Below are 23,691 nucleotides of genomic sequence, written 5' to 3'. Positions count from 1 at the left end.
GACGATCCTAGATATTTTAAAATTATGTATAATAAAAAATATTTTTTTAAATATGAAGGCTGACAATTTTTGTCAGCCTAATCTTATATATTATCTGTATAATATTATTTTTCTGTATTATAAAACATATGGGGCTTTTTCTAATGCTAAGTTTAAAACTTCTGTAATATTTTTTACTGGATGTATTTGTAATCCTTCAAGAATATTTTGAGGTATCTCTTCTAGATCACGTTTATTTTCATGTGGTATTAATACTATTTTTATTCCACCACGATGTGCTGCTAATAATTTTTCTTTTAATCCACCAATAGGTAGTACTTGTCCACGTAAGGTAATTTCTCCAGTCATGGCCACATTACATTTAACAGAGTTTTTTGTTAATGATGAAACGATAGCTGTACACATTGCTATACCAGCACTAGGTCCGTCTTTGGGTGTAGCACCTTCAGGGACATGAACATGAATGTCATGTTTTTCATGAAAATCTTTTTTTATACCTAATTTATCTGCTTGAGATCTAACTACAGTTAATGCTGCTTGAATAGATTCTTGCATTACTTCACCTAGAGAACCTGTATATGTTAGTTTTCCCTTTCCTGAAACAGATGCTGTTTCAATAGTGAGTAATTCTCCACCTACTTCTGTCCACGCTAATCCAATGACTTGACCAATTTGGTTGCTACTGTTAATTCTTCCATAATCAAAACGTTTTATTCCTAAAAATACTTTTAAATTTTTATTATTAATTTCAATATGTTTTAAAGATTTATCTAAAAGTAAATTTTTTACTACTTTACGACATATTTTAGAGATTTCACGTTCTAAACTACGAACTCCTGCTTCACGAGTATAATATTGAATAATACTAATTATCGCACAATCAGTAATTTTTACTTCATCTTCTTTAAGTCCATTTCTTTCTATTTGTTTCGGATATAAGTATTTTTTTGCTATGTTTAATTTTTCATTCTCAGTATAACCAGAGAGACGAATAATTTCCATACGATCTAACAAGGGTGCAGGTATGTTCATAGAATTAGATGTGGCGACAAACATAACATCTGAAAGATCATAATCTACTTCTAAATAATGATCATTAAAAGTGATATTCTGTTCTGGATCTAATACTTCTAGTAAAGCAGAAGCTGGATCTACTCTTATATCACAAGACATTTTATCAATTTCATCTAGTAAGAATAAAGGATTTTTAACTTTAGCTTTTGCCATTTTTTGAATCAATTTTCCAGGCATAGAACCTATATAAGTACGTCTATGACCTCTAATTTCAGCTTCGTCTCTTATTCCTCCCAAAGCCATTCTTACATATTTTCTACCTGTAGATCTTGCAATAGATTTTCCTAATGAAGTTTTTCCTACACCTGGTGGTCCAATTAAACATAAAATAGGACCTTTTACTTTTTTTTGTCGACTTTGTACTGCTAAATATTCTAAGATTCTATCTTTAACTTTTTCGAGACCAAAATGGTCAATATCAAGAATTTTTTTAGCTTTTTTAATATCTTTTTTAATCTTTGTTCTAATATACCAAGGTACTTGTATCATCCAGTCAATATAGCTTCTTACCACTGTTGCTTCTGCTGACATTGGTGACATCATTTTTAATTTTTGAAGCTCTGATTCTGTTTTTTCTTTAGCTTCTTTTGGCATTTTTGATGCTTTAATTTTTCTTTTTAAAATTTTATTCTCGTCTGGAATGTCATCCATGTCACCAAGTTCTTTTTGAATAGCTTTTATTTGTTCATTTAAATAGTATTCTCTTTGACTTTTTTCCATTTGTTTTTTAACACGATTTCTAATTCTCTTTTCTACTTGTAATAAATCAATTTCAGTTTCCATAATTGCCATTAAAAATTCTAATCTTTCATTAACATTATTTATTTCTAAAACTGATTGTTTATCATTTAATTTCAATGGCATATGAGCAGCAATAATATCTGCTAATTTTTCTGAATTTTTAATATTATTAAGAGTATTTAATATTTCTGATGGAATTTTTTTATTAAGTTTAATATAAGATTCAAACTGATTAATTGTAGTACGAATTAATACTTCTTGTTCTTTTTCTAAAATAGTAGGTGAAACAATTAATTCAACTTCTCCAATAAAATGCTGTCCATTATTAGTTAAATTTTTAATGCGTGCACGTTGTAATCCTTCTACTAATACTTTTACTGTACCATCTGGTAACTTTAACATTTGCAAAATTGAACTAATTGTTCCTATGTTAAATAAATCCTTTATAATAGGTTCATCTTTAGAAGCTTCTTTTTGTGCAATTAACATAATTTTTTTATCATTATTCATGGAAGTTTCAATACATTTTATTGATTTTTTACGACCTACAAATAATGGAATCACCATATGAGGATATATGACTACATCTCTTAATGGCAAAACGGGGATTGTAATGTGTTCGGAACGCTCAGAATTCATAGAGCTCTCTCTTAGTTGAATTTTCCGATATGTATTATTTAAAAAAACTATAAGATGGAATAAAAATCATGCATTACATCCATAATCAGCCAAATATATCGGAATAATCGCTTGATGTTTAATACTAAACGTTTGATAAAATAAAAAGTAGTTTTTTTATTTTTTAAGAGCATCAAATATTGTTTAATTTATCTGATGTTTTGTGTGATTTGTTTTTCCATGTATTATTTTTGGTGATGTATTATTATGTACAACAGACTCATTTATTAGTACTTTTTCTATATTGAGCATAGATGGAAGTTCATACATGATATCAAGCAACATACTTTCAATTATAGAACGCAATCCTCTAGCACCTGTTTTTTTATTCATTGCTTTTTTTGCAATAGCAGCAATAGATTTTTTGCTAAATTCTAATTGTACTTTTTCTAACTTAAATAATATTTGATACTGTTTAATTAAAGCATTTTTAGGTTTACATAATATTTCAACTAATGCTTCTTCAGTTAATTCATTCAATACCGTTACTATTGGTAAGCGACCAATAAATTCAGGAATTAATCCAAATTTTATCAAATCTTTAGGTTCTACTTGTTTTAGCAAGAAATCTTCTGACATTTTTTTTTTGGATTTCTGAACAGAAGCATTAAAACCTATTTCTGTTCCTGTGTTTAATCGTTTAGAAATAATTTTAGATAATCCCGAAAATGCTCCAGCGCATATAAATAAAATATTTGATGTATTTACTTGTAAAAATTCTTGTTGAGGGTGTTTTCGTCCTCCTTGAGGTGGAATAGATGCTAATGTTCCTTCGATTAATTTTAATAAAGCTTGTTGAACTCCTTCTCCAGAAACATCTCTAGTAATAGAGGGATTATCAGATTTTCTTGAAATTTTATCTATTTCATCAATATAAACAATACCTAATTCTGCTTTTTTTACGTTATACTTACATGTTTGTAACAGTTTTTGTATTACATTTTCAACATCTTCTCCTACATATCCTGCTTCTGTTAGAGTAGTAGCATCTGCAATAGTAAAAGGTACATCTAATAATTTCGCTAGTGTTTGCGCTAATAATGTTTTACCACTACCAGTAGGTCCTATTAATAAAATATTGCTTTTTCCCAACTCAACTAGATCTTTATTCTCACTGAAATTACGAAGACGTTTATAATGATTATAAACAGCAACAGATAAAATCTTTTTTGTATGATCTTGTCCAATTACATAATTATCAAGATGTTTTTTTATTTCATGAGGTGTAGGTAAATAATTTATTTGATATTCGGTTTCTGTTTTTTTGTTCTTTATAATTTCTTCAGTAAGAATATCATTGCATAATTTTACACATTCATCACATATATATACTGTTGGACCAGCTATTAACTTTCGTACTTCTTTTTGATTTTTTCCACAAAATGAACAATAAAGAAGTTTTTTAGAATTTTCTTTACTCTTATCTGTCATGCTTTAACCTCTTTCTTATGCTTTTTTATATTTTCGAGTAAATAGATTCTATATATTTTGTAATATTTTATAAAAATTTGACAAATGTCATTTTTTATTAACGCTGAGTTAAAATAAAATCAATTAATCCGTATTGAATAGACTCATCTGCTGATAAAAAACAATCACGTTCTGTATCTTTGTTTATTTTTTTTATAGATTGACCTGTATGGAATGATATTAATTTATTTAATTTTTTTTTCATTTCCATTATTTCTCGTGCATGAATAGCAATATCTGAAGCTTGTCCTTGATATCCACCTAATGGTTGATGAATCATAACTCTTGAATTAGGCAAGCAAAATCTTTTTCCTTTAGTACCAGATGTTAGTAATAAAGCGGCCATTGAACATGCTTGACCCATGCAAATAGTGTTAATATCTGGCTTGACAAATTTCATTGTGTCATAAATAGACATACCTGACGTAATAATACCTCCAGGAGAATTAATATATAAAAATATATCTTTTTCTGGATTTTCTGCTTCTAAAAATAATATTTGAGCTACAATATTGTTTGCCATATTATCTTCAATATTGCCTGTCATAAAAATTATTCGTTCTTTTAAAAGTCGCGAATATATGTCATATGAACGCTCTCCTCTAGAATGTTGTTCTACAACCATAGGAATGAGTGTTGAATATGAGTTTTTTCGATTATGATTATATAACATTTTTTATTCCTAGAAAATTTTAATATTGTTAGATAATTAGTATTATTTTATATTACATCATAATTTCAATTATTATATTAAAGATAAATATAGCAGAAAAATTCAAATTATGAGAAGACAGTATTAAATTAATTATACAATAAATTCATCATGCATTTTCCAGTTATAATTTATAAATTTATCAAAAGTCCAATATTCTTCTGTAGTTTGAATGTTTTTTTTTAAAAGAGAAACCGCTTGATTTTCCAAGTCTATGTTATTAATTTTATTTTTTAAATGATTATCTTTATTATATAAATTAATAATTTCTATTGGTTTTTTATAGTTTAAAGATATGTTTTTAATTAATGATTTTACATTATTTTCATTAGCATGTAATTGATGATCAGAAATAATTTTTTCTATAATAATTTTAAGAGATAATCGTTTTCTAGCTTGAAAATCAAAATTTATATGATATTTTTTTTCTAAAATATTATGATTTTTTTCTTCTAAATATTCTTTTTTGTATTGTTCATATATACATTTTATTTCTTCTTGAAATAAAATTGGAGGTATTAGTATAATATTTTTTTTGATAATATTTTTTATGATTTGCTCTTCTAAATATTTTTCAGTTATTTTATTTACCTGAAAAATAAAATTATTTTTTATAGTTTGGTATGTAACTTGAGTAATTTTTTCATTTTTAATATTTTTTTCTTCTAAGTCTTGTTCTCGTTTTTTTTCAATTTTTACTATTTTGATTTTAAATGTAATATCTTTATTTTGCAGTTCTTTTTCTGGATAAAACGGATGAAATTTTTTTTTAAAAAAAATAATGTCATTAATAATATGATTAATGATTTTTTCATTTAATTGAGGTATTAGTGTGTTTTCAGATACAATAAAAGTAAAATTTTTTGTTTCAAAATTTTTTAATCTTTTATTTTTTTCATAAATATTATAGTTTATTGTGACTCGATCATGAGGCTTAATAGCTTTATTTTCTATATTCCAAACATTTATTCTTGTTTTGTATTTTTCTATATTTTTTTTAATGTCTGCATCTGTAATATTTACGGTTATATTTTTTGCTTTTATGCTTTTTATGTCTTCGATATTAAATTTTGGATATATTTCATAGATAACGGAATATTCAAAATATTCTTTTTTATTATCTTCATTTTTATGTAAATAATATTTTGGAGAACCAATAATTTTAATTTTTTCTTTTTCTGTAAATTCATAAAAAAATTTTTGCATTAGTTGTTTAAATACATCATAATAAATGACGTCACCATATTTTTCTTTTACAACTTTAATGGGAATTTTACCCTTTCTAAATCCATTAATATTTGTTTTTTTGCTAATGTTTATAAGTTCTTTAACAATAGCATTGTTAACTACTTTTTTTAGAATATTAATTCTGACACTATGACCAGTATCTTTATTTTTTTCCATAAAAAATTTCATCTTATTACCTCAAACGATTGCTTTTATCAGTATATTTTAGATGTTTTATAATAGTTTTAAAATTTTTTAGTGATTTTTTATTCGAGCTATTATGAATAATAATTATTTTTTATCGAAAATATTTTTATATTAAAGTGTTTTAGTACATTTTTGTCTTAATTTTTTCTGGTAAACTAGTAAAATATTATTTTTTTTTAAAACACTTAGAATAATTATCTATTTCGTATTTTTTACATTCCCATTCATTCAAAGTATAAGTATACAACGTTATTGAATATATTTTTTCTATAATTATTTTTGATAATTTTGAAAAAACTATACGGTGTCTATTTATGATTTTTTCATTGATAAAATCATTACTAATAATTATTATTTTCAAATGTGTAAGTTTTTTTTTTGAATAATTGTGTAATGAACTATTGTCATAAATTTCAATAAAGTTTATCTTAATTTGAGATGTTAAATATTTTTTTATTTTTTCTAGAGTCATTAATTAATATTATCTCCTATTTTGTTAAATGTTTAAATTTTATACGTATACATACTGATTTTTGATTTTTAAATTTTATCAATTTTTAAAAAATAATTCAATTATTTCACAGGTATTAGTTTTTTTTTTGTAAAAATAGTGTTATGTATTATTTTAAATATTAAATTAATAATTTTATTAAATTTTTAGTAAAAATATTATATTATTTTGAGGTTTTTGAATGACATGTTTAAATTATAATAATTTTTTTAAAGTTATTTCATTAATATTAATGATTTTTGTATTTAATGGATGTGATAGTTTATTATTAAATCCCCATGGAACTATTGCCATAGAGGAATGTTCATTAATATTCATATCGTTTATAATGATGCTTTTTGTTATCATTCCAGTAATTTTTATGACTATATATTTTTCAATTAAGTATCGTTCAACTAATATTAATCAGATATATAAACCTAATTGGTCTGATTCAAGAAAAATAGAAATAGTAGTTTGGACTATTCCAATCTTTATAGTTTCTTTTTTAGCTTTTTTGGCTTGGAATTATAGTCATAAATTAGAACCCAAAAAACCTATTTCTTCTTTTTATAATCCGATAAAAATAGATGCAATTGCACTAGATTGGAAATGGTTATTTATTTATCCAGACTATCATATTGCAACAATTAATGAAATTATGTTTCCTATCAATAGACCTATAATTTTCCGTATTACTTCAAATTCTGTTATGAATGCTTTTTTTATTCCATCTCTTGGTAGTCAAATATATGCTATGCCGGGCATGATGACAAAATTAAATTTAATTGCTAATCATCCGGGAAAATATAAAGGAATATCATCTAATTATAGTGGAAATGGCTTTTCTAATATGAAGTTCACTGCTATTTCTGTATTAAAAGATTCTTTTTTTATAGATTGGGTAAAGAAAATTAGTCATTCATCTAAAAAATTAAATACAATGAAACATTTTAATACAATATCTATTCCGAATAAGAACTATTCAGTAGAATATTTTTCTAATGTTAAAAAAAACTTATTTGATCAAATTATAAACCAATTTTCAGCAAAAAACTTTAAAATTTTAGATCACAATACTGTCAGTAAAATATCTACTAAAAGTATAAAAGTGGAGAAATAAGAAATGTTTGGAAAACTAACATTGAATGCAATTCCTTATCATGAACCAATTATTATGTTTACATATAGTGCTATTATCTTAATTACTTTATGCATTATATGCAGTATCACTTATTATAAAAAATGGCAATATTTGTGGTCTGAATGGTTTACTACAGTGGATCATAAAAAAATTTCTATTATGTATGGAATACTTGCGTTTATTATGTTATTTCGTGGCTTTATTGATGCCATATTGATGCGTACTCAACAAGTGATTTCATCGGCAGGCTATAAAGGTTTTTTACCACCTCATCATTATGATCAAATATTTACTGCTCATGGCGTAATAATGATTTTTTTTGTAGCCATGCCGCTCGTGATTGGTTTAATGAATTTGGTTGTACCATTACAAATTGGAGCTCGTGATGTAGCTTTTCCTTTTCTGAATAATTTAAGTTTTTGGTTAAATGTTAGTAGTTCTGTATTACTTACTTTATCTTTAGGAATAGGAGAGTTTGCACAAACAGGTTGGTTAGCTTACCCGCCATTATCTGGTATTAAATATAGCTCTGGTGTAGGAGTAGATTATTGGATTTGGAGTTTACAAATAGCCGGTATTGGTACTACTTTAACAGGAATTAATTTTTTAGTAACGATTTTAAAAATGAGAGCACCAGGTATGTCTTTTTTTAAAATGCCAGTTTTTACTTGGACTTCTCTTTGCACAAATATTCTTATTGTAATCTCTTTTCCAGTTTTAACTATTACTCTTGTATTACTGACTTTAGATCGTTATTTTAATTTTCATTTTTTTACTAATGATTTAGGCGGAAATGCCATGATGTATGTTAATTTGATATGGATTTGGGGACATCCAGAAGTTTATATTTTAGTATTACCAGTATTTGGTGTGTTTTCAGAAATAGTAGCAACTTTTTCTAAAAAACGTTTATTTGGATATGTATCTTTAGTATGGGCAACTTTATCTATTACAATTTTATCATTTATTGTATGGCTTCATCATTTTTTTACTATGGGAGCAGGAGCTAATATTAATGCTTTTTTTGGAATTACTACTATGGTTATAGCAATTCCTACTGGAGTAAAAATTTTCAATTGGTTGTTTACAATGTATCAAGGTCGTGTTTACATGCATTCTTCAATGTTATGGACATTAGGTTTTTTGATAACTTTTTCTATTGGTGGAATGACGGGTGTATTGTTGTCTGTTCCTCCAGCTGATTTTATTTTACACAATAGTTTATTTTTAGTTGCACATTTTCATAATGTAATAATTGGAGGAGTTGTTTTTGGATGTTTTGCTGGAATCAGTTATTGGTTTCCTAAATTGTTTGGATTTATTTTAAATGAAAAATGGGGAAAACGTGCTTTTTGGTTTTGGATTATAGGATTTTTTCTTGCGTTTATGCCTTTATATTTTTTAGGATTAATGGGTATGACTCGTCGTTTAAGTCAAAATATTGATTCTGATTTTCATATGTTGTTATGTATTGCAGCAGCTGGAGCTTGTTTTATTGGAGTAGGAATAATTTGTCAAATAATTCAATTTTTTGTTTCAGTACGAGATCGTCAACATAATTTAGATTTAACTGGAGATCCTTGGGATGGTAGAACCTTGGAATGGTCAACTTCTTCACCCGCTCCAATCTATAACTTTGCTTGTATTCCTATAGTTTCAGATAGAGATGATTTTTGGGAAACAAAAAAAAATAAAAATATAAAAAAAACCAAAAAAATAATACATAATACTAATTATTGTGAAATTCATATGCCTCGAAATACAGGTCTGGGTTTTTTTATTAGTATTTTTTCATTGTTGTTTGGTTTTTCAGCAGTGTGGCATATAACTTGGATGTGTTGTTTATCTTTTTCTGTGATTATTATTAGTTTAGTGTGGACAAGTATTAATGAAAACAAAGAGTATACTATCTCAGTAGAAGACATAAAAGAAATTGAATATCAAAATTTAAAAGCATTGATAAAGAAGGTTCCAAATGATAAATAATAAAAAAAACAATATAATATTAAATTTTAATACTGAAGATAAAAAATTAGATAATAATAAATTATTTGGTTTATGGATATATTTAATGAGTGATTGTATTATGTTTGCAGTGCTTTTTGCTGTTTATGCTATAATCTCTTCAAATTTATCTATTAATTTAATAAGTAATAAAATTTTCAATTTATCTTTTATTCTATTAGAAACATTTGTATTATTATTAAGTTCGTTATCATGTGGTTTAATTGTTATTGCAATGAATCGTAAAAACATGAAAATGCTCTATTTATCTTTAATAATAACTTTTTGTTTAGGTTTTATTTTTTTATCTATGGAAATAAATGAGTTTTATGAACTTATAATAAGAAATTTAAGTCCTGATAAACATGCATTTTTTTCTATTTTTTTCACTCTTGTTGGTACTCATGGTGTCCATATTTTCTTTGGTTTAATTTTTATATTATCAATATTTTATCAGTTAAAAAAATTAGGTTTAACTAATTCGATATATACCAGAATTTTATGTTTCAGCATTTTTTGGCACTTTTTAGATATTATATGGATTTGTGTTTTTACCTTTGTTTATTTAAATGGAGCTATTTAATGTACAATTTTATTAAAAAAAATAATAATAAAGAAATTCAGTCTTATTTATTAGGTTTTTGCTTTTCTATAATACTAACTATAGTTCCGTTTTTGCTAGTAATACAAAAAACTTTTCCTAGTAAATTAAATTATATACTTGTTTTAGTATGTTCTATAATTCAAATTATAGTTCATTTTGTGTATTTTTTGCATTTAGATTTTTCTTCAGAAATGCGATGGAATCTTGTCACTCTATTGTTTGTAATTATAATTATTTTTATTGTCGTATTTGGTTCGATATGGATCATGTATAATTTAAATCATCATGTGATGTATACTGTATTATAATTAATTAAAGACGTATAATTTATGTTTAAGAATTATTTAGAAATAATCAAACCTGGTATTATTTTAGGTAATATAATTTTAATCATGGGAAGTTTTTTTTTGGCATCAAGAAACACTTGTTTTGATTTTTTTTTATTTTTTTATACTATTTTAGGTACATCTTTTGTAATAGCTTCTGCTTGTGTCTTTAATAATTTAATTGATCATGATATAGATAAAAAAATGAATCGTACAAATAAGAGAGTCTTATCAAGAAAATTGATTTCTTTTTTATCAGCATCCATTTTTGCTATTATTTTAGGAATATTAGGAGTATTTATATTAGGGTTTTTAGTAAATTTTTTATCGATGATTTTTTCAATCTTAGGATTTTTTATTTACATTTTTTTGTATACCTTGTTGTATAAAAGAAGATCAATTTATTCAACATTTATTGGTAGTTTTTCAGGTTCGATGCCTTCTATGATTGGTTATACGGCAGTTTCTAATTATATTGATGTATGCTCTATATTATTATATATAATTTTTATATTTTGGCAAATGTCTCATTTTTATGCTATTTCTATTGTTAGAATTAAAGATTATCAAAAAGCTAAAATTCCAATTTTTCCTTTAGTAAAAAGCATTGCTGTTGCAAAAAAACACATTTTTTATTATATTATTGGGTTTATTATTTTTAGTTCATTATTAACTGTGTTAGGTTTTTTGAGTTATAATTTTTTGTTTTTATCTTCTATAATAAATTTTTATTGGTTATTTCTGGCTTATTCTAATATTAAAAAAAATAATGATAAAAGAAATGCAAGTCGATTGTTTTATTATTCTATAATAGTTGTTGTTTTTTTAAATTTTTTGATGTCAATAGATTTTTTATTTTAAAAAATATTTTATTTATATTTTACAAACATTTCACGGGTTTAGGTATTCCTGCAATTTTACTAGCCTGTATGGCTGGTCCTTTAGGAAAAAGTTTAAATAAATAAATACTATTACTTTTAGATATACCCATTTCTTTTTTCATGCTGGTAATCAACATTCTCATAGAAGGTGTCATATTAAATTTAAAATAAAAATTTCGTATAAAAATTATTATCTGCCAGTGATCAGCATTTAGTTTGATGTTTTCTGTTTTCGCAATTTCTTCTGCCAATATCATATTCCAATCTTTAGTTTTCTTTAAATATCCTTCGGAATCTTTTTCTATTGTTTCATATGTATATAGTTTTTTATTTTTAATATCCATTTTTTACAATTATATTGTTTCTTAAATGTGAGTTTTAATAAAATTAAATTGAATAAAGAGAATTATAAAATGAACTTTTTAGAATTACAAGTCACATTAAGTTTTTGTATAATTTTTTTATTACGCATGCTTGGAATGTTTATGATTCTTCCTGTTTTAAGTAAATATGGAATACTTTTAGATGATGCAAATGAATTTTTAATTGGTTTATCTATAGGAATATATGGTATTGCTCAAGTGATTTTTCAGATTCCATTTGGAATGTTATCAGATAAATTTGATAGAAAAAAAATAATTTTAATAGGTCTGTTTCTATTTTTTATTGGAAATATTTTTTCTGCTACTATGCATTCAATTTGGGGGTTAATAATTGGTAGGTTTTTTCAAGGTTCTGGAGCTATTTCTGGTGTATGTATGGCTTGTTTATCTGATGTAATTCGAAAAAAAAACCATGTTAAATCGATTGCTGCTATAGGTGTAAGCTTTGCTTTTTCTTTTTTAATTTCTATGGTTATTGGGCCTTTTATTATTCGGTATTTTGGATATTTTTCTATTTTTTGGATATCTGCATATTTTTCTATTTTTTGTATGTTGATTGTTTTTTTTATTGTTCCTTCTTCTAAAAATTATTCATTATCTAAAAACAATAAAAATAGTTTGTTTAGTAAAAAGTTGCAATTTATTTTTAATAAAAAATTTTTTAGATCTTATCTGGGTATATTTTTTCTGCATTTTTTATTAACGATTAATTTTATGGTTATACCTAATCAGTTTGAAATATCTGGTTTGTCTTTTGAAAATCATTGGAAAGTATATTCAAGTACTATATTAATTTCTTTTTTAATTTTATTTTTGTTTATATTTTACTGTAAACATAAATATTTCTTAGAAAATATTATTGAAATTTGTATTGTATTTATTTTATTTTCAGTATTGATGTTTCAAGAAGCTAACAATAATTTATTTTTTTTAATAATTTCTTTGCAAGTTTTTTTTATAGCTTTTAATTTTCTTGAAATTTTTTTACCTTCTTATTTGAATAAACAATTACTAAGTAATTATAAAGGAAGTGTGATGAGTATTTATTCTACTAGTCAATTTTTAGGGATTTCTTTTGGTGGTATTATTAGTGGCTGGTTATATAGTTTTTTAAATATAGCAGAAATTTTTTTATTTGAAATATTTATTGTTTTGATATGGTTAATGTGTAGTATTTTTTGTAAAAAGTAACTTGTATTTATAGTACAATATATTTTAATAAATAGCAGAAATTTTTTTATTTGAGTATTTAAATATGCATTTTTTTCAGCTCTATAACATTTATAAAAATCGTATAAATAAAAAAATTCTTTATACATTAAACAGTTTACCTTTTCAAAATTCCAATCTTTTAAAAGCGATGAAATATAGTATTTTTTCAGGTGGAAAGAGATTGCGTTCATGTTTAGTATATGCAACTGGAGAAACATTTAAAGTGAATATAGTTACATTGGATGTAATATCTACAGTTATTGAATGTATTCACTCTTATTCTTTAATCCATGATGATTTACCATGTATGGATAATGATTGTTTTAGAAGAGGCAAAATTTCTTGTCATATAAAGTATGGAGAAAATATTGCTTTACTTGCTGGTGATGCTTTACAAAGTCTTGCATTTAATCTTTTATCAGAAAGCTTTATGCCAAATATCTCTAATTTAGAACGTATTAAAATGATTTCTGAATTATCTACTTCTATTGGTTCATCAGGTATGTGTATGGGCCAAATGTTAGATTTAGAAGCGGAAAAAAAAGTAGTTAATGTATCTGAATTAGATATTATTAATTTATATAAAACTGCTTTTTTAATGCGTTCTGCTGTACGTTTAACATATTTTTCTACAAATAATTTTTCTAAATCTATATTATCTACTTTAGATTGTTTTGCAACTTCTATTGGTTTAGCCTTTCAAATTCAAGATGATATTTTAGATATTGAAAATGATATTTTAAAAACACTGAATAAAAATACTTATCCGTTGATAATAGGTCTAGATCAATCAAGAAAAAAAGTTAAACAATTATATGAAAAATCGTTTTCAGCTTTGAATTGTTTAAAAAAAAAAGATTTTAATATTAGCGTATTAGAAAATTTAACACAATTTATAATTAAAAATAGTAAATCAATTTAATAAAGAGTGTCTGATGAATGTTAATTTTAAAAAATACCCCATTTTATCTTTTGCTAATTCAGTAGAAAATTTACGTCTTTTACCTATTGATCAATTACCAAAACTATGTATTGAGTTGCGTGAATATCTATTAGATGTAGTGTCTGTTTCTTTAGGACATTTTGCTTCTGGATTAGGTGTAATTGAAATTACTGTAGCGTTACACTACATTTATAATACACCATTTGATAATTTATTATGGGATATAGGACATCAAGCATATCCTCATAAGATATTAACTGGAAGAATTAAACAAATTAGTAGTATTAGAAAAAAAAATGGATTACATGCATTTCCTTGTCGAGAAGAAAGTGAATACGATACTTTAAGCGTTGGTCATTCTTCTACTTCTATTAGTGCAGGTTTAGGTATGTCTATTGCGGCGAACAAGGAAGGAAAAAATAGAAAAACTATTTGTGTTATTGGTGATGGCGCAATGACTGCAGGTATGGCATTTGAAGCAATGAATCATGCTGGGGTAATTAAATCTAATTTATTAGTTATATTAAATGATAATAAAATGTCTATTTCAAAAAATGTAGGTGCTTTACATCGGCACTTAAAAAATTTGAGACAATTAATGAGCATCAAAAATTATAAAAAAATATTATATTTATTTAAGAAACAATTTTTAAGAAAAAATAAAAATATTAAAAATAATTTTTTTTCTTTTAATTCAATTTTCTCTAATTTAGGTTTTAAATATTTAGGACCATTTGATGGACATGATGTTTTTTTTATTATTAGTATATTAAAAAAAATAAAAGATAAAAAAGGTCCTTATTTATTGCATCTTGTGACTAAAAAGGGAAAGGGTTATCTTCCAGCAGAATTAAATCCCGTTAAATGGCATGCAATATCTCCACGTAAATTATCAGTTTCACAATTTCTTAGTTATTCAGATGTTTTTGGTTCTTGGCTTTGTGAAGTAGCTGAATTTGATAAAAAGCTAATAGCGATTACACCTGCCATGTGTGAAGGTTCTGGTATGAGCAAATTTGCTCGTCTTTTTCCCAATCAATACTTTGATGTTGCTATTGCCGAACAACATGCAGTTACTTTTGCTGCGGGTTTTGCGATTAGTGGTTATAAACCTGTTGTTGCTATTTATTCTACTTTTTTACAACGCGCTTATGATCAACTTATACATGATGTTGCATTGCAGAAATTATCTATTTTGTTTGCTATTGATAGGAGCGGGATTGTTGGGAATGACGGACAAACACATCAAGGAATTTTTGATCTAGCTTATTTAAGATGTATTCCTGGTATAGTAATTATGACTCCTAGTAATGAAAATGAATGTCGACAAATGCTTTATACTGGTTATATGCATAATGATGGTCCTAGTGTAGTAAGATATCCTAAAGGTAATGGTATTGGAACATTATTGCTGCCAATGAATAAAATCCCGTTAGGAAAATCTTTAATAAAGAGAATTGGAAAAAGAATAGCTATTTTAAATTTTGGTGTTTTATTAAAGAATGCTGTTTTCGCAGCAGATAATTTAAATGCTACATTAGTTGATATGCGTTTTGTTAAACCTTTAGATCAGCATATGATTTTAAAATTATCTTATAAACATAAATTTTTTGTAACTCTTGAAGAAGGTATTATTTCTGGTGGAGCAGGAAGTTCTGTAAATGAATTTCTTATGATAAAAAAGATTTTTTTGCCAGTATTGAATATTGGATTACCAGATGCTTTTATTCCACAAGGTACACAAGAAGAAATTAGACATGATTATCAATTAGATGAAGAAGGTATTTATAAACAAATTTTTTCTTGGCTAATAAAATAATAAAAAAATATTAATATATTAAATATAAATTTTCATGTAGTAATATTTTTTTTATTATACCCCATTTTTAATGCTGCTTTATCTAAAACACCATTTATAAATTTATGACTATCTTCAGAACCAAATAATTTAGCTAATTCAATCCCTTCATTAATAGATACTTTATAAGGAATATCATTTCTGTTATGTAATTCATAGAATGAAATTCTCAAGATTGCTTTTTCTATTTGTCCCAATTCTTTTAGTGATCTAAATAAATAAGGTTTCATTAAATTATCTATATTTTCACAGTTACATGTAATTCCAAAAATTAATTCATAAAAGTATATAATATCAATATTTTTTTTATTTCTTTCTTTTAAGAAATGAATAGCACTGTCTTTAATGTTATTATGAGATATTTCCCAAGAATATAGCATTTGTAATGCACATGCACGTGCTTTTCGTCGAGAAGATGGTTTCATGAATAAAATTTCTCTTAATTATATATTATATGTATTTTTTTTAGCAGATAAAATCAATCTTATATCTGGACCTATTTGGCGAACGTTTTGAAAAGTAAATTGAAGAGAATCTAATAATTTTAGTTGATTATAAATCATACATAATGGCCGTCCCTCATGTCCTAGTATTTTAGGAGCGATATATATAATCAGTTCATCTATTAAATGTGAATTCAATAAAAATCCAGACAAAGTACTTCCTGCTTCTATCCATACCTTGTTTATTTCTAATTTTCCTAGAAGTTTCAAAACAGATAAAATATTAATTTTTTTGTTATCTTCGTTTCCTATAATTTGTGTTGTATTATCAGGCCATATATGAGTATCTAATTTTAATCTTATTAACCATATTTTTCCTTTAGTATGAATAATTTTATGTGATGGTTTAATTCGATTTTTACTATCTATAATTACTCTTATTGGATGCTGAAATATTTTTTGAGGAAAAATAGATCGTGTTTCTTCATTAAATTCTTTATAACGTACATTTAATAAAGAATTGTCACTTAAAATAGTAGCGCTGCTACTGAGAATTGCTGAACTTTTTGCTCGAAATTTTTGAACATCTTGACGTGCATACTTTGAAGTAATCCATTTGCTTTCACCGTTTTTCATCGCTATTCTTCCATCTAGCGACATTCCTAATTTAAGTTGAGTTCATGGTAATCCAGTTTTCATTCTTTTAAAAAAACCTTTATTATATTTTTTTGATTCTTTTGATAATAATCCAGTTTTTACAGAAATACCGTTTTTTTTTAAATATAAAATTCCATTTCCGGAAACTTTAGGATTAGGATCTATATTAGAAATTATAACACGATTTATACCTGCTGTAACAAGTGCATTGCAACAAGGAGGGGTTTTACCAAAATAATTACATGGCTCAAGTGTTATATAGGCTGTTCCTCCTTTTGCATTGTTACCAGCCATTATTAACGCATTAATTTCTGCATGATTTTTACCCGATTGTTCATGCCATCCTTCTCCAACAATGTTATTATTATTTACAATTACACATCCTACGTTAGGATTAGGTGAAGTAGTAAACTCTCCTAATTTGCTCAGTTCTATTGCTCTTTTCATGTAAAATATATCATTCATTTTTTAACCAACATATATTGTGTATTTTTGTGGAAATATTTCAATTAAAATGATTAAAACCTTTTTTTTTGAAAATAATTTTTTTTTTGTTAAAAAATAAATTCAAGCCTTTTTCAAAGTGTGTAATGTATCCAATACATGTACAATTAATTAAACATTTTTTTATCATTAAATCTAGTTTTTGTATATTTTTAGGGGGAATAGTAAAACATAATTCATAATCTTCTCCTACACTTAGTGCCCAATCTAAGCAATAGTGATTTTTAAAATTATCAGTTAAAACTTTAGAAATAGGGAGTGTATTTAAGTTAATATTTGCTCCGCATTTACTATTTTTTAAGATATGACCTAGGTCTGAAATCAATCCATCTGATATATCGATTGCTGAATTAGCAATTTTTCTTAAAGCTCTCCCTTCATGTACTCTAGGAATAGGATGTAGATGTTTTTTAATTAAATAATTTTTTATATTTAAATCTTTTATGAATATTTTTTTTTTAAGTAAAAAAAGACCTGCAGCGCTATCTCCCAGAGTTCCCGTAACATAAACTAAATCTCCTACTCTAGCATTACTTCTTAATAATGCAGTATTTTTTTCTAATAGTCCATAAAGACTTAAAGTAATACTTAAAGGTCCACAGTTGGTATCACCACCAATTAATTTGATATTGAACTTTTTTAAAACGTGAAACAAACTTATACTAAATTTTTCTAGCCATATACTATCAGATTTAGGCATAGTAATAGATAGTGTTGTCCATTTAGGATTGGCACCCATTGCAGCGAGGTCGCTAAGATTCACTGCTACTGTTTTGTACGCTAAATCTTTGGCAGATATATTTCTTAAAAAATGAGTACCTTCGACTAATGTATCAGTAGTAATTGCAAGAATTTTTTTTTCAGGTATTTTTATTAAGGCACTATCATCGCCAATTCCTTGAATTTCATTATGATCTTTTCTTTGATTGCGTTGGAAATATTGTGAAATAATTTCAAATTCAGTGTAATTCATAGTTAAAGTCAAATTTTAAAATAAGTATTGAATAAACATACATTTCAGATTATAGTACTTTTTCTAATTTTTTCATAACATTAATCATTTCTAATGCTGCTAAAGCAGCTTCAGAACCTTTGTTTCCCATTTTTGTACCACATCTATCAATAGATTGTTCAATATTTTTTGTGGTTAATATACCTAATGTAATAGGTAAACAATATTTAGTGCTAATTCTTGAAATGCTACTACTAGTATCACTAGCAATATATTTAAAATGATCAGTATCTCCTTGTATAATAGTTCCGATAGCAATAATAGCATCATATTTACTGGAATTTGCAATATAACTAGCTACAGGGGCTATTTCGTAGGTTCCTGGAACATATACTGTTAAAATATTTTTTTCATTAACTTTTCCTATTCTTTTTAATGTATCTAATGCTCCTGATAATAAATTATTATTAATAAATTCATTAAATCTAGAAACTATTATAGCAATAAATGCATCTTTAGCTGTAATTCCTGATTGGATTATATTCATATTTTCATGTTTACTTATAGTTAGAATTTATACAATTAATTATTTATTATTTAGAACCCAAGCATATCCGTAGTGATTGTAATATCCTGCTAATATACCCGATTTTTCACCAATTCCCTCATAAATATCAAAATGTTGTCCTTTAATGACACCTCCTACATCTAATGCAATTACTAAACGCATTTCATATTTATTAATGAATATACCATCTTTATCAAGTAAAGGCACTTGTAATAAAATTACACTGCCATTTTTAATTATCGAGTTGTCTGCGGCTACTGATGTTTTCGCTACCAATGGAACAGCACTAGCTCCGTATACTTGTTTTTTTTTTGTTTCTTTGAAAAATACAAAAGATTGATTTTCTTCAAATAAATTTCTTATTTCTTTTTCTGTATGTTTTGCGCACCAATTCTTAATAGCTTGCATGGACATGTTTTTCTTCTTGATCTCGCCTCTATTAATTAAAATTTGTCCGATCCCTTTATAAGGCCAGCCATTTTTTCCAGAATAACTAAAAAAAGTTAACGGTTTATTACTTCCATAATCTATAAAAGCACTCCCTTGAATTTCCATAATAAAATTATTTATTAAAGAATTACTATAAGCCAGAATATATTTTTTATCTAAAACTCCATTGTATATGTCTTTTCTTTTTGGTAAAAGTGTATTTTTTTCAAGATGAAAAGGCATTGAATATATTGGATATTTAAAAATAGTATTTTTATTTTTTCTTGCTTCTACTACTGGAGTATAATAGCTACTTATTTTAACATTTCCATAGTTATCTATTCCTTTCATTTGAAAAGAATTAATTCCAAATGTATTAAGTTCATTAATGTTCTCGTTTTTTTTTAACCAATTTATAATTGCGTTATAAATATATTTATTTTTAAAATATAAAGATGGAGAATGTTTTTTAATTTCTTGAATTTGAATGAGAAACGATTGTGAATTAATCAATTTACTTTGAATATTTAGATTTTTTATTTCAGTAAAGTTCGTGAGTAATTTTTTTTTGTATTGTTTTCCTCGATTTATAGGTTCATTTGCATATGTTTGTGAAAAAAAAAACGAACTTAAAAAAACTATTGTAATTATTATCTTTTTCATTTTAATTGATAAAATAACTTATTAGGTTAAAAAAATATTTTGCATTTTTTAAAAAACTATTTAATTTGGGAAAAAGGTTGCAAATCTTTTAATAAAGATGTAATATATTAATTACTACAAGCGCGGGGTGGAGCAGTCTGGTAGCTCGTCGGGCTCATAACCCGAAGGTCGTTGGTTCAAATCCAGCCCCCGCAACCAATTAGTAAAAATTTTACTTATAAAAAATTATCTTTTAATTTAATCCCATCTTTTTAAAAACCTTCCAAAATTTTATAAAATTTTAATATCTTTTAAAGATACAAAATTTTTATTAGTAAAAAATAATATATAGGTTGCAGTAAAAATGCAAGAGGATTGTTATGAAAGAACGTACTACTGAATTAGTTCAGGGTTTTCGTCACAGCGTTCCTTACATTAATGCTCATCGAGGTAAAACCTTTATAATAATGTTAGGTGGTGAAGCAATTAAACATGGAAATTTTTCTGGTATTATTAATGATATAGGATTATTACATAGCTTAGGTATTCGTTTAGTTGTTGTATATGGTTCTTGTCCACAAATTAACACTAATTTAAATGAAAAAAATATTAAAATAATATACCATAAATATATCCGTATTACTGATTCAGCATCTTTAGAGCAAGTTAAACAAGCCGCTGGAAGATTACAACTAGATATTACAGCTCGTTTATCAATGAGTTTGACTAATACTCCTCTTCAAGGAGCAAATATTAATGTAGTTAGTGGTAATTTTATTATTGCTCAACCACTAGGGGTCGATGATGGTGTTGATTATTGTCATAGTGGACGAATTAGAAGAATTGATAAAAATGCAATTGAGTGCCAATTAAATAATGGAGCTATAGTTTTAATTGGTCCAGTTGCTGTTTCTGTAACAGGAGAAAGTTTTAATTTAACTTCTGAAGAAATCGCAACTCAAGTAGGTATTAAATTAAAAGCAGAAAAAATGATCGGTTTTTGCAGTAATCAAGGAGTTATAGATCATAAAGGTAAAATTATTTCTGAATTATTACCCAATGATATAAAAGATGTTATTAAAAAACTAGAAAAAAAAGGTGATTATATTTCTTCAACTGTTCGTTTTCTAAGAGGAGCAATAAAATTTTGTCAAAGTGGAGTAAATCGCAGTCATTTAATTAGCTATTACGAAAATGGAGCATTATTACAAGAATTGTTTTCTCGAGACGGTATTGGTACACAGATGGTAATGGAATCAGCAGAAAAAATAAGACGAGCTAGTATTAATGATATTGGAGGGATATTAGAATTAATTCGTCCCTTGGAAAAAAAAGGCATTTTAGTCCGTCGATCAAGGGAACAATTAGAAATTGAAGTAGATAAATTTACTATTATTGAGCGTGATAATTTAACTATTGCTTGTGCCGCATTATATCCTTTTTTAAAAGAAAGAATAGGTGAAATGGCATGTGTAGCTGTTCATCCTGATTATAGAAATTCATCTCGCGGAGATTTACTATTAAAGAAAATAAAAAGTCATGCTAAAGAAATACATTTAGAAAGAATTTTTGTATTAACTACTCAAAGTATTCATTGGTTTCAAGAAAGAGGTTTTGTTTTAGTAGATATTGAAGTATTACCTGAAAGCAAAAAGAAAATGTATAATTATCAGCGTCGTTCAAAAATTTTAATGATTGATGTATTTTAAGATATTTATTTTTAACAAAAAAATATTTTTTATTTATCTGTACTTTTTAAAGCGGTTTTTATGAAAATATCTTTATTTGAAAAAATACTTAATGTATTCCGAGATCTTGTTATACCAGTATATAAAATATCTTTGTTTAATAAATTTGAATCAAAATTAGGTAGTATTAAAGCGGTATTAGTAAATTCTGACCCTTGCGCTTTATGAACAGTAATAGCCCAGGCAGTTTCATAATTCTTTAAAATACTTGCAGGAATATTATTAATTGTTTGGTTTTCTCTTAAAAAAGATACTTGCAAAAAACCGTTTTTACTCATGTTAGTAATACCTACATTTCCATTAGATAAATCTAAATATTTATTGTTTTTAGTAATCATAATAGGTTTTCCTATGTACCATTGTTGATTATTAATATAAAAATATTTTATCTTTTTTGTTCTACGCATTTTTTCTTCTAATGTTTTATTTAAAAAATTTATTCCGAATAAACTATCACGTAATATACATAATACTTGATAACTTTGAAAAGCTTTTATTATTTCTTCTATTTTTTCTTGTTGGTTAATTTTATTCCAAAAATCTTCATAGTTTAAAGAAATTCTTTCAATCATTTTTTTATATTCTTGAGTTGAATTTATTTCATAAAAAAAAATATTTTTTATTGAATTTTGAAATAAATTTTGAATAATATCTATTTTTTTATTTTTTATTGCATATGATAATGTATAAATGCCTGATTTTTTGTTAAAACGATAGTTTTTCTTTAATATACATATATTATTACTAATAAAGTTTGTTTTTTTTGTCTTAATTTTTTTTGATATTTTATAGTTAATCAGTTTTTTAAGATCAGATATAGTTTTTAAACTATATCCACCGTGCGCATAATAACAAATATTCCTTAAGATAGATCCTGATTCTATTGGAGATAATTGATTATGATCTCCTATGAAAATTAATTTGGTCTTTTCCGATGTTGCAAAAAATATTTTTTCCATCATTAAAATATCTATCATTGAAGTTTCATCAATGATTAATACGTCTAAACTTAATAAGTTGTTTTTATTTACAAGACTTTTCTGAGATATTTTTTGAATTCCTAATAATTGATGTATAGTGACAGCATGAGATGGAAGATATTTTTTTTCTTTTTTAGAAAGAAAAGAATTAAAAATATTATTTTGCATCATATTACTTAAACGTGTTGTTGCTTTTCCTGTTGGTGCAGATAATTGAATGTTTATTGGTTTATTTGATTTTTTGATTAATGCAATAATTATTTTGACTATAGTAGTAGTTTTTCCAGTTCCGGGCCCACCAATAATAAATGTTATTTTATTTATCAAAGTTAGTGCTACTGCTATTTTTTGAAGACTTTTTTTTTCATTAGGAAATAAATTATTTAACATTTGAGAACATTTTTTTTTATTAATTTTATTTTTTTTATAATTTTTATGTAACATATTAAAAATATTACTTTCAGCTTTCCACATCTTATAAAGATATATTTTTTTATTATATAAAATTAAAGGTGTAATAATAGAACCATCACTTACAGATGAATGTTTTAATAATTCAGCTGACCAATTTATTTTTTTTCCTAAAACTATTACAATTTTTTTTATAAATTCTTTATTTGAAGTAGAAAAAAAAGAGTTTTTTTTAAAATATTCTATAGGTAAAAAAATATAACCATTTCTACTTTCATAACTCAGACAAGCAGAAACTAACATTGCTATAGTATTTGTTTTTGCAATAAATTGTGAAAAATAAAAATCAATTGGACGTATAATTTTTTCTTTTACAGCTTGTTCTAATAATATAATCATTTTT

General features: G+C 25.3%; 19 protein-coding genes, 1 tRNA gene and 2 pseudogenes. 10 read left to right on the top strand and 12 right to left on the bottom strand.

Annotated elements, in window-relative coordinates:
- Positions 1–117: 117 nt before the first annotated feature.
- The 5 genes and pseudogenes from lon to D9V68_RS02420 all read right to left on the bottom strand — a co-directional run bounded on the left by lon (position 118) and on the right by D9V68_RS02420 (position 6,581).
- A complete protein-coding gene (gene lon / locus D9V68_RS02440; protein ID WP_158358000.1) occupies positions 118–2,454 on the bottom strand; it encodes an endopeptidase La in 2,337 nt (778 codons plus the stop codon).
- 183 nt (positions 2,455–2,637) lie between these two features.
- A complete protein-coding gene (gene clpX / locus D9V68_RS02435) occupies positions 2,638–3,924 on the bottom strand; it encodes an ATP-dependent protease ATP-binding subunit ClpX (protein WP_158357998.1) in 1,287 nt (428 codons plus the stop codon).
- 97 nt (positions 3,925–4,021) lie between these two features.
- Positions 4,022–4,636 carry an ATP-dependent Clp endopeptidase proteolytic subunit ClpP gene (gene clpP / locus D9V68_RS02430; RefSeq protein ID WP_158357996.1) on the bottom strand — a complete coding sequence of 205 codons (615 nt, stop codon included), beginning with the start codon at positions 4,634–4,636 and terminating at the stop codon, positions 4,022–4,024.
- Between the two features lie 132 nt (positions 4,637–4,768).
- Positions 4,769–6,091 carry a trigger factor gene (tig, locus tag D9V68_RS02425; protein ID WP_158357994.1) on the bottom strand — a complete coding sequence of 441 codons (1,323 nt, stop codon included), beginning with the start codon at positions 6,089–6,091 and terminating at the stop codon, positions 4,769–4,771.
- 129 nt (positions 6,092–6,220) lie between these two features.
- Positions 6,221–6,581, bottom strand: a pseudogene (locus D9V68_RS02420) (BolA/IbaG family iron-sulfur metabolism protein).
- Positions 6,582–6,801: 220 nt separating this feature from the next.
- Here D9V68_RS02420 and cyoA point away from each other — a divergent pair.
- From cyoA to cyoE, 5 genes are read left to right on the top strand one after another with little or no spacing between them, the layout of a single operon-like run.
- Positions 6,802–7,722: a ubiquinol oxidase subunit II gene (gene cyoA / locus D9V68_RS02415; RefSeq protein WP_158357990.1), complete on the top strand. Its 921-nt coding sequence runs from the start codon at positions 6,802–6,804 to the stop codon at positions 7,720–7,722.
- A gap of 3 nt (positions 7,723–7,725) precedes the next feature.
- Positions 7,726–9,729 carry a cytochrome o ubiquinol oxidase subunit I gene (gene cyoB, locus D9V68_RS02410; protein ID WP_158357988.1) on the top strand — a complete coding sequence of 668 codons (2,004 nt, stop codon included), beginning with the start codon at positions 7,726–7,728 and terminating at the stop codon, positions 9,727–9,729.
- Positions 9,719–10,330 carry a cytochrome o ubiquinol oxidase subunit III gene (cyoC, locus tag D9V68_RS02405; RefSeq protein ID WP_158357986.1) on the top strand — a complete coding sequence of 204 codons (612 nt, stop codon included), beginning with the start codon at positions 9,719–9,721 and terminating at the stop codon, positions 10,328–10,330. The genes cyoB and cyoC overlap by 11 nt, the downstream gene beginning before the upstream one ends.
- Entirely contained in the window at positions 10,330–10,659 is a 330-nt protein-coding gene (gene cyoD / locus D9V68_RS02400) for a cytochrome o ubiquinol oxidase subunit IV (RefSeq protein WP_158357984.1), read from the top strand. The genes cyoC and cyoD overlap by 1 nt, the downstream gene beginning before the upstream one ends.
- A 21-nt stretch (positions 10,660–10,680) precedes the next feature.
- Entirely contained in the window at positions 10,681–11,538 is an 858-nt protein-coding gene (gene cyoE, locus D9V68_RS02395) for a heme o synthase (protein WP_158357982.1), read from the top strand.
- A gap of 19 nt (positions 11,539–11,557) precedes the next feature.
- Here the strand turns inward: cyoE and D9V68_RS02390 are convergent, their stop codons facing one another.
- A complete protein-coding gene (locus tag D9V68_RS02390) occupies positions 11,558–11,902 on the bottom strand; it encodes a TusE/DsrC/DsvC family sulfur relay protein (RefSeq protein ID WP_158357980.1) in 345 nt (114 codons plus the stop codon).
- A gap of 69 nt (positions 11,903–11,971) precedes the next feature.
- Here D9V68_RS02390 and D9V68_RS02385 point away from each other — a divergent pair, with 69 nt between their 5' ends.
- From D9V68_RS02385 to dxs, 3 genes are all read left to right on the top strand, one after another.
- Positions 11,972–13,132 carry an MFS transporter gene (locus tag D9V68_RS02385; protein ID WP_158357977.1) on the top strand — a complete coding sequence of 387 codons (1,161 nt, stop codon included), beginning with the start codon at positions 11,972–11,974 and terminating at the stop codon, positions 13,130–13,132.
- Between the two features lie 64 nt (positions 13,133–13,196).
- Positions 13,197–14,075, top strand: coding sequence for a polyprenyl synthetase family protein (locus tag D9V68_RS02380; RefSeq protein WP_158357975.1), 879 nt, complete (start codon positions 13,197–13,199; stop codon positions 14,073–14,075).
- 13 nt (positions 14,076–14,088) lie between these two features.
- Positions 14,089–15,915 carry a 1-deoxy-D-xylulose-5-phosphate synthase gene (gene dxs, locus D9V68_RS02375; protein WP_158357973.1) on the top strand — a complete coding sequence of 609 codons (1,827 nt, stop codon included), beginning with the start codon at positions 14,089–14,091 and terminating at the stop codon, positions 15,913–15,915.
- A gap of 32 nt (positions 15,916–15,947) precedes the next feature.
- Here the strand turns inward: dxs and nusB are convergent, their stop codons facing one another.
- The 5 genes and pseudogenes from nusB to mltA form a co-directional block, all read right to left on the bottom strand.
- Entirely contained in the window at positions 15,948–16,379 is a 432-nt protein-coding gene (gene nusB / locus D9V68_RS02370) for a transcription antitermination factor NusB (RefSeq protein ID WP_158357971.1), read from the bottom strand.
- Positions 16,380–16,397: 18 nt separating this feature from the next.
- Positions 16,398–17,501, bottom strand: a pseudogene (ribD, locus tag D9V68_RS03215) (bifunctional diaminohydroxyphosphoribosylaminopyrimidine deaminase/5-amino-6-(5-phosphoribosylamino)uracil reductase RibD).
- A 58-nt stretch (positions 17,502–17,559) separates the two neighbouring features.
- The gene (gene thiL, locus D9V68_RS02355; RefSeq protein ID WP_158357967.1) at positions 17,560–18,531 is read right to left on the bottom strand and encodes a thiamine-phosphate kinase; all 972 of its coding nucleotides are present in this window, start codon (positions 18,529–18,531) and stop codon (positions 17,560–17,562) included.
- Between the two features lie 49 nt (positions 18,532–18,580).
- Positions 18,581–19,057 (bottom strand): 6,7-dimethyl-8-ribityllumazine synthase, encoded by a 477-nt coding sequence (ribE, locus tag D9V68_RS02350; RefSeq protein ID WP_158357965.1) that lies wholly within the window; start codon positions 19,055–19,057, stop codon positions 18,581–18,583.
- Positions 19,058–19,096: 39 nt separating this feature from the next.
- The gene (mltA, locus tag D9V68_RS02345) at positions 19,097–20,170 is read right to left on the bottom strand and encodes a murein transglycosylase A (RefSeq protein ID WP_158357963.1); all 1,074 of its coding nucleotides are present in this window, start codon (positions 20,168–20,170) and stop codon (positions 19,097–19,099) included.
- A gap of 121 nt (positions 20,171–20,291) precedes the next feature.
- Here mltA and D9V68_RS02340 point away from each other — a divergent pair.
- Positions 20,292–20,368, top strand: a tRNA-Met gene (locus D9V68_RS02340).
- 161 nt (positions 20,369–20,529) lie between these two features.
- The gene (gene argA / locus D9V68_RS02335) at positions 20,530–21,858 is read left to right on the top strand and encodes an amino-acid N-acetyltransferase (protein WP_158357961.1); all 1,329 of its coding nucleotides are present in this window, start codon (positions 20,530–20,532) and stop codon (positions 21,856–21,858) included.
- A gap of 29 nt (positions 21,859–21,887) precedes the next feature.
- Here the strand turns inward: argA and recD are convergent, their stop codons facing one another.
- Entirely contained in the window at positions 21,888–23,687 is a 1,800-nt protein-coding gene (recD, locus tag D9V68_RS02330) for an exodeoxyribonuclease V subunit alpha (protein WP_158357959.1), read from the bottom strand.
- Positions 23,688–23,691 lie beyond the last annotated feature (4 nt).

Origin of the sequence: Buchnera aphidicola (Hyperomyzus lactucae), assembly GCF_005081705.1 — a bacterium.
GTDB classification, from domain to species: domain Bacteria; phylum Pseudomonadota; class Gammaproteobacteria; order Enterobacterales; family Enterobacteriaceae; genus Buchnera; species Buchnera aphidicola_Y.
Note: the sequence above shows the minus strand (reverse complement) of the source record. Positions and strands in the feature narration are given on the sequence as shown.

Coding starts and splice junctions, on each gene's coding strand:
- lon (WP_158358000.1), bottom strand. CDS start 2,454: ATGAATTCTGAGCGTTCCGAACACATTACAATCCCCGTTTTGCCATTA.
- clpX (WP_158357998.1), bottom strand. CDS start 3,924: ATGACAGATAAGAGTAAAGAAAATTCTAAAAAACTTCTTTATTGTTCA.
- clpP (WP_158357996.1), bottom strand. CDS start 4,636: ATGTTATATAATCATAATCGAAAAAACTCATATTCAACACTCATTCCT.
- tig (WP_158357994.1), bottom strand. CDS start 6,091: ATGAAATTTTTTATGGAAAAAAATAAAGATACTGGTCATAGTGTCAGA.
- cyoA (WP_158357990.1), top strand. CDS start 6,802: ATGACATGTTTAAATTATAATAATTTTTTTAAAGTTATTTCATTAATA.
- cyoB (WP_158357988.1), top strand. CDS start 7,726: ATGTTTGGAAAACTAACATTGAATGCAATTCCTTATCATGAACCAATT.
- cyoC (WP_158357986.1), top strand. CDS start 9,719: ATGATAAATAATAAAAAAAACAATATAATATTAAATTTTAATACTGAA.
- cyoD (WP_158357984.1), top strand. CDS start 10,330: ATGTACAATTTTATTAAAAAAAATAATAATAAAGAAATTCAGTCTTAT.
- cyoE (WP_158357982.1), top strand. CDS start 10,681: ATGTTTAAGAATTATTTAGAAATAATCAAACCTGGTATTATTTTAGGT.
- D9V68_RS02390 (WP_158357980.1), bottom strand. CDS start 11,902: ATGGATATTAAAAATAAAAAACTATATACATATGAAACAATAGAAAAA.
- D9V68_RS02385 (WP_158357977.1), top strand. CDS start 11,972: ATGAACTTTTTAGAATTACAAGTCACATTAAGTTTTTGTATAATTTTT.
- D9V68_RS02380 (WP_158357975.1), top strand. CDS start 13,197: ATGCATTTTTTTCAGCTCTATAACATTTATAAAAATCGTATAAATAAA.
- dxs (WP_158357973.1), top strand. CDS start 14,089: ATGAATGTTAATTTTAAAAAATACCCCATTTTATCTTTTGCTAATTCA.
- nusB (WP_158357971.1), bottom strand. CDS start 16,379: ATGAAACCATCTTCTCGACGAAAAGCACGTGCATGTGCATTACAAATG.
- thiL (WP_158357967.1), bottom strand. CDS start 18,531: ATGAATTACACTGAATTTGAAATTATTTCACAATATTTCCAACGCAAT.
- ribE (WP_158357965.1), bottom strand. CDS start 19,057: ATGAATATAATCCAATCAGGAATTACAGCTAAAGATGCATTTATTGCT.
- mltA (WP_158357963.1), bottom strand. CDS start 20,170: ATGAAAAAGATAATAATTACAATAGTTTTTTTAAGTTCGTTTTTTTTT.
- argA (WP_158357961.1), top strand. CDS start 20,530: ATGAAAGAACGTACTACTGAATTAGTTCAGGGTTTTCGTCACAGCGTT.
- recD (WP_158357959.1), bottom strand. CDS start 23,687: ATGATTATATTATTAGAACAAGCTGTAAAAGAAAAAATTATACGTCCA.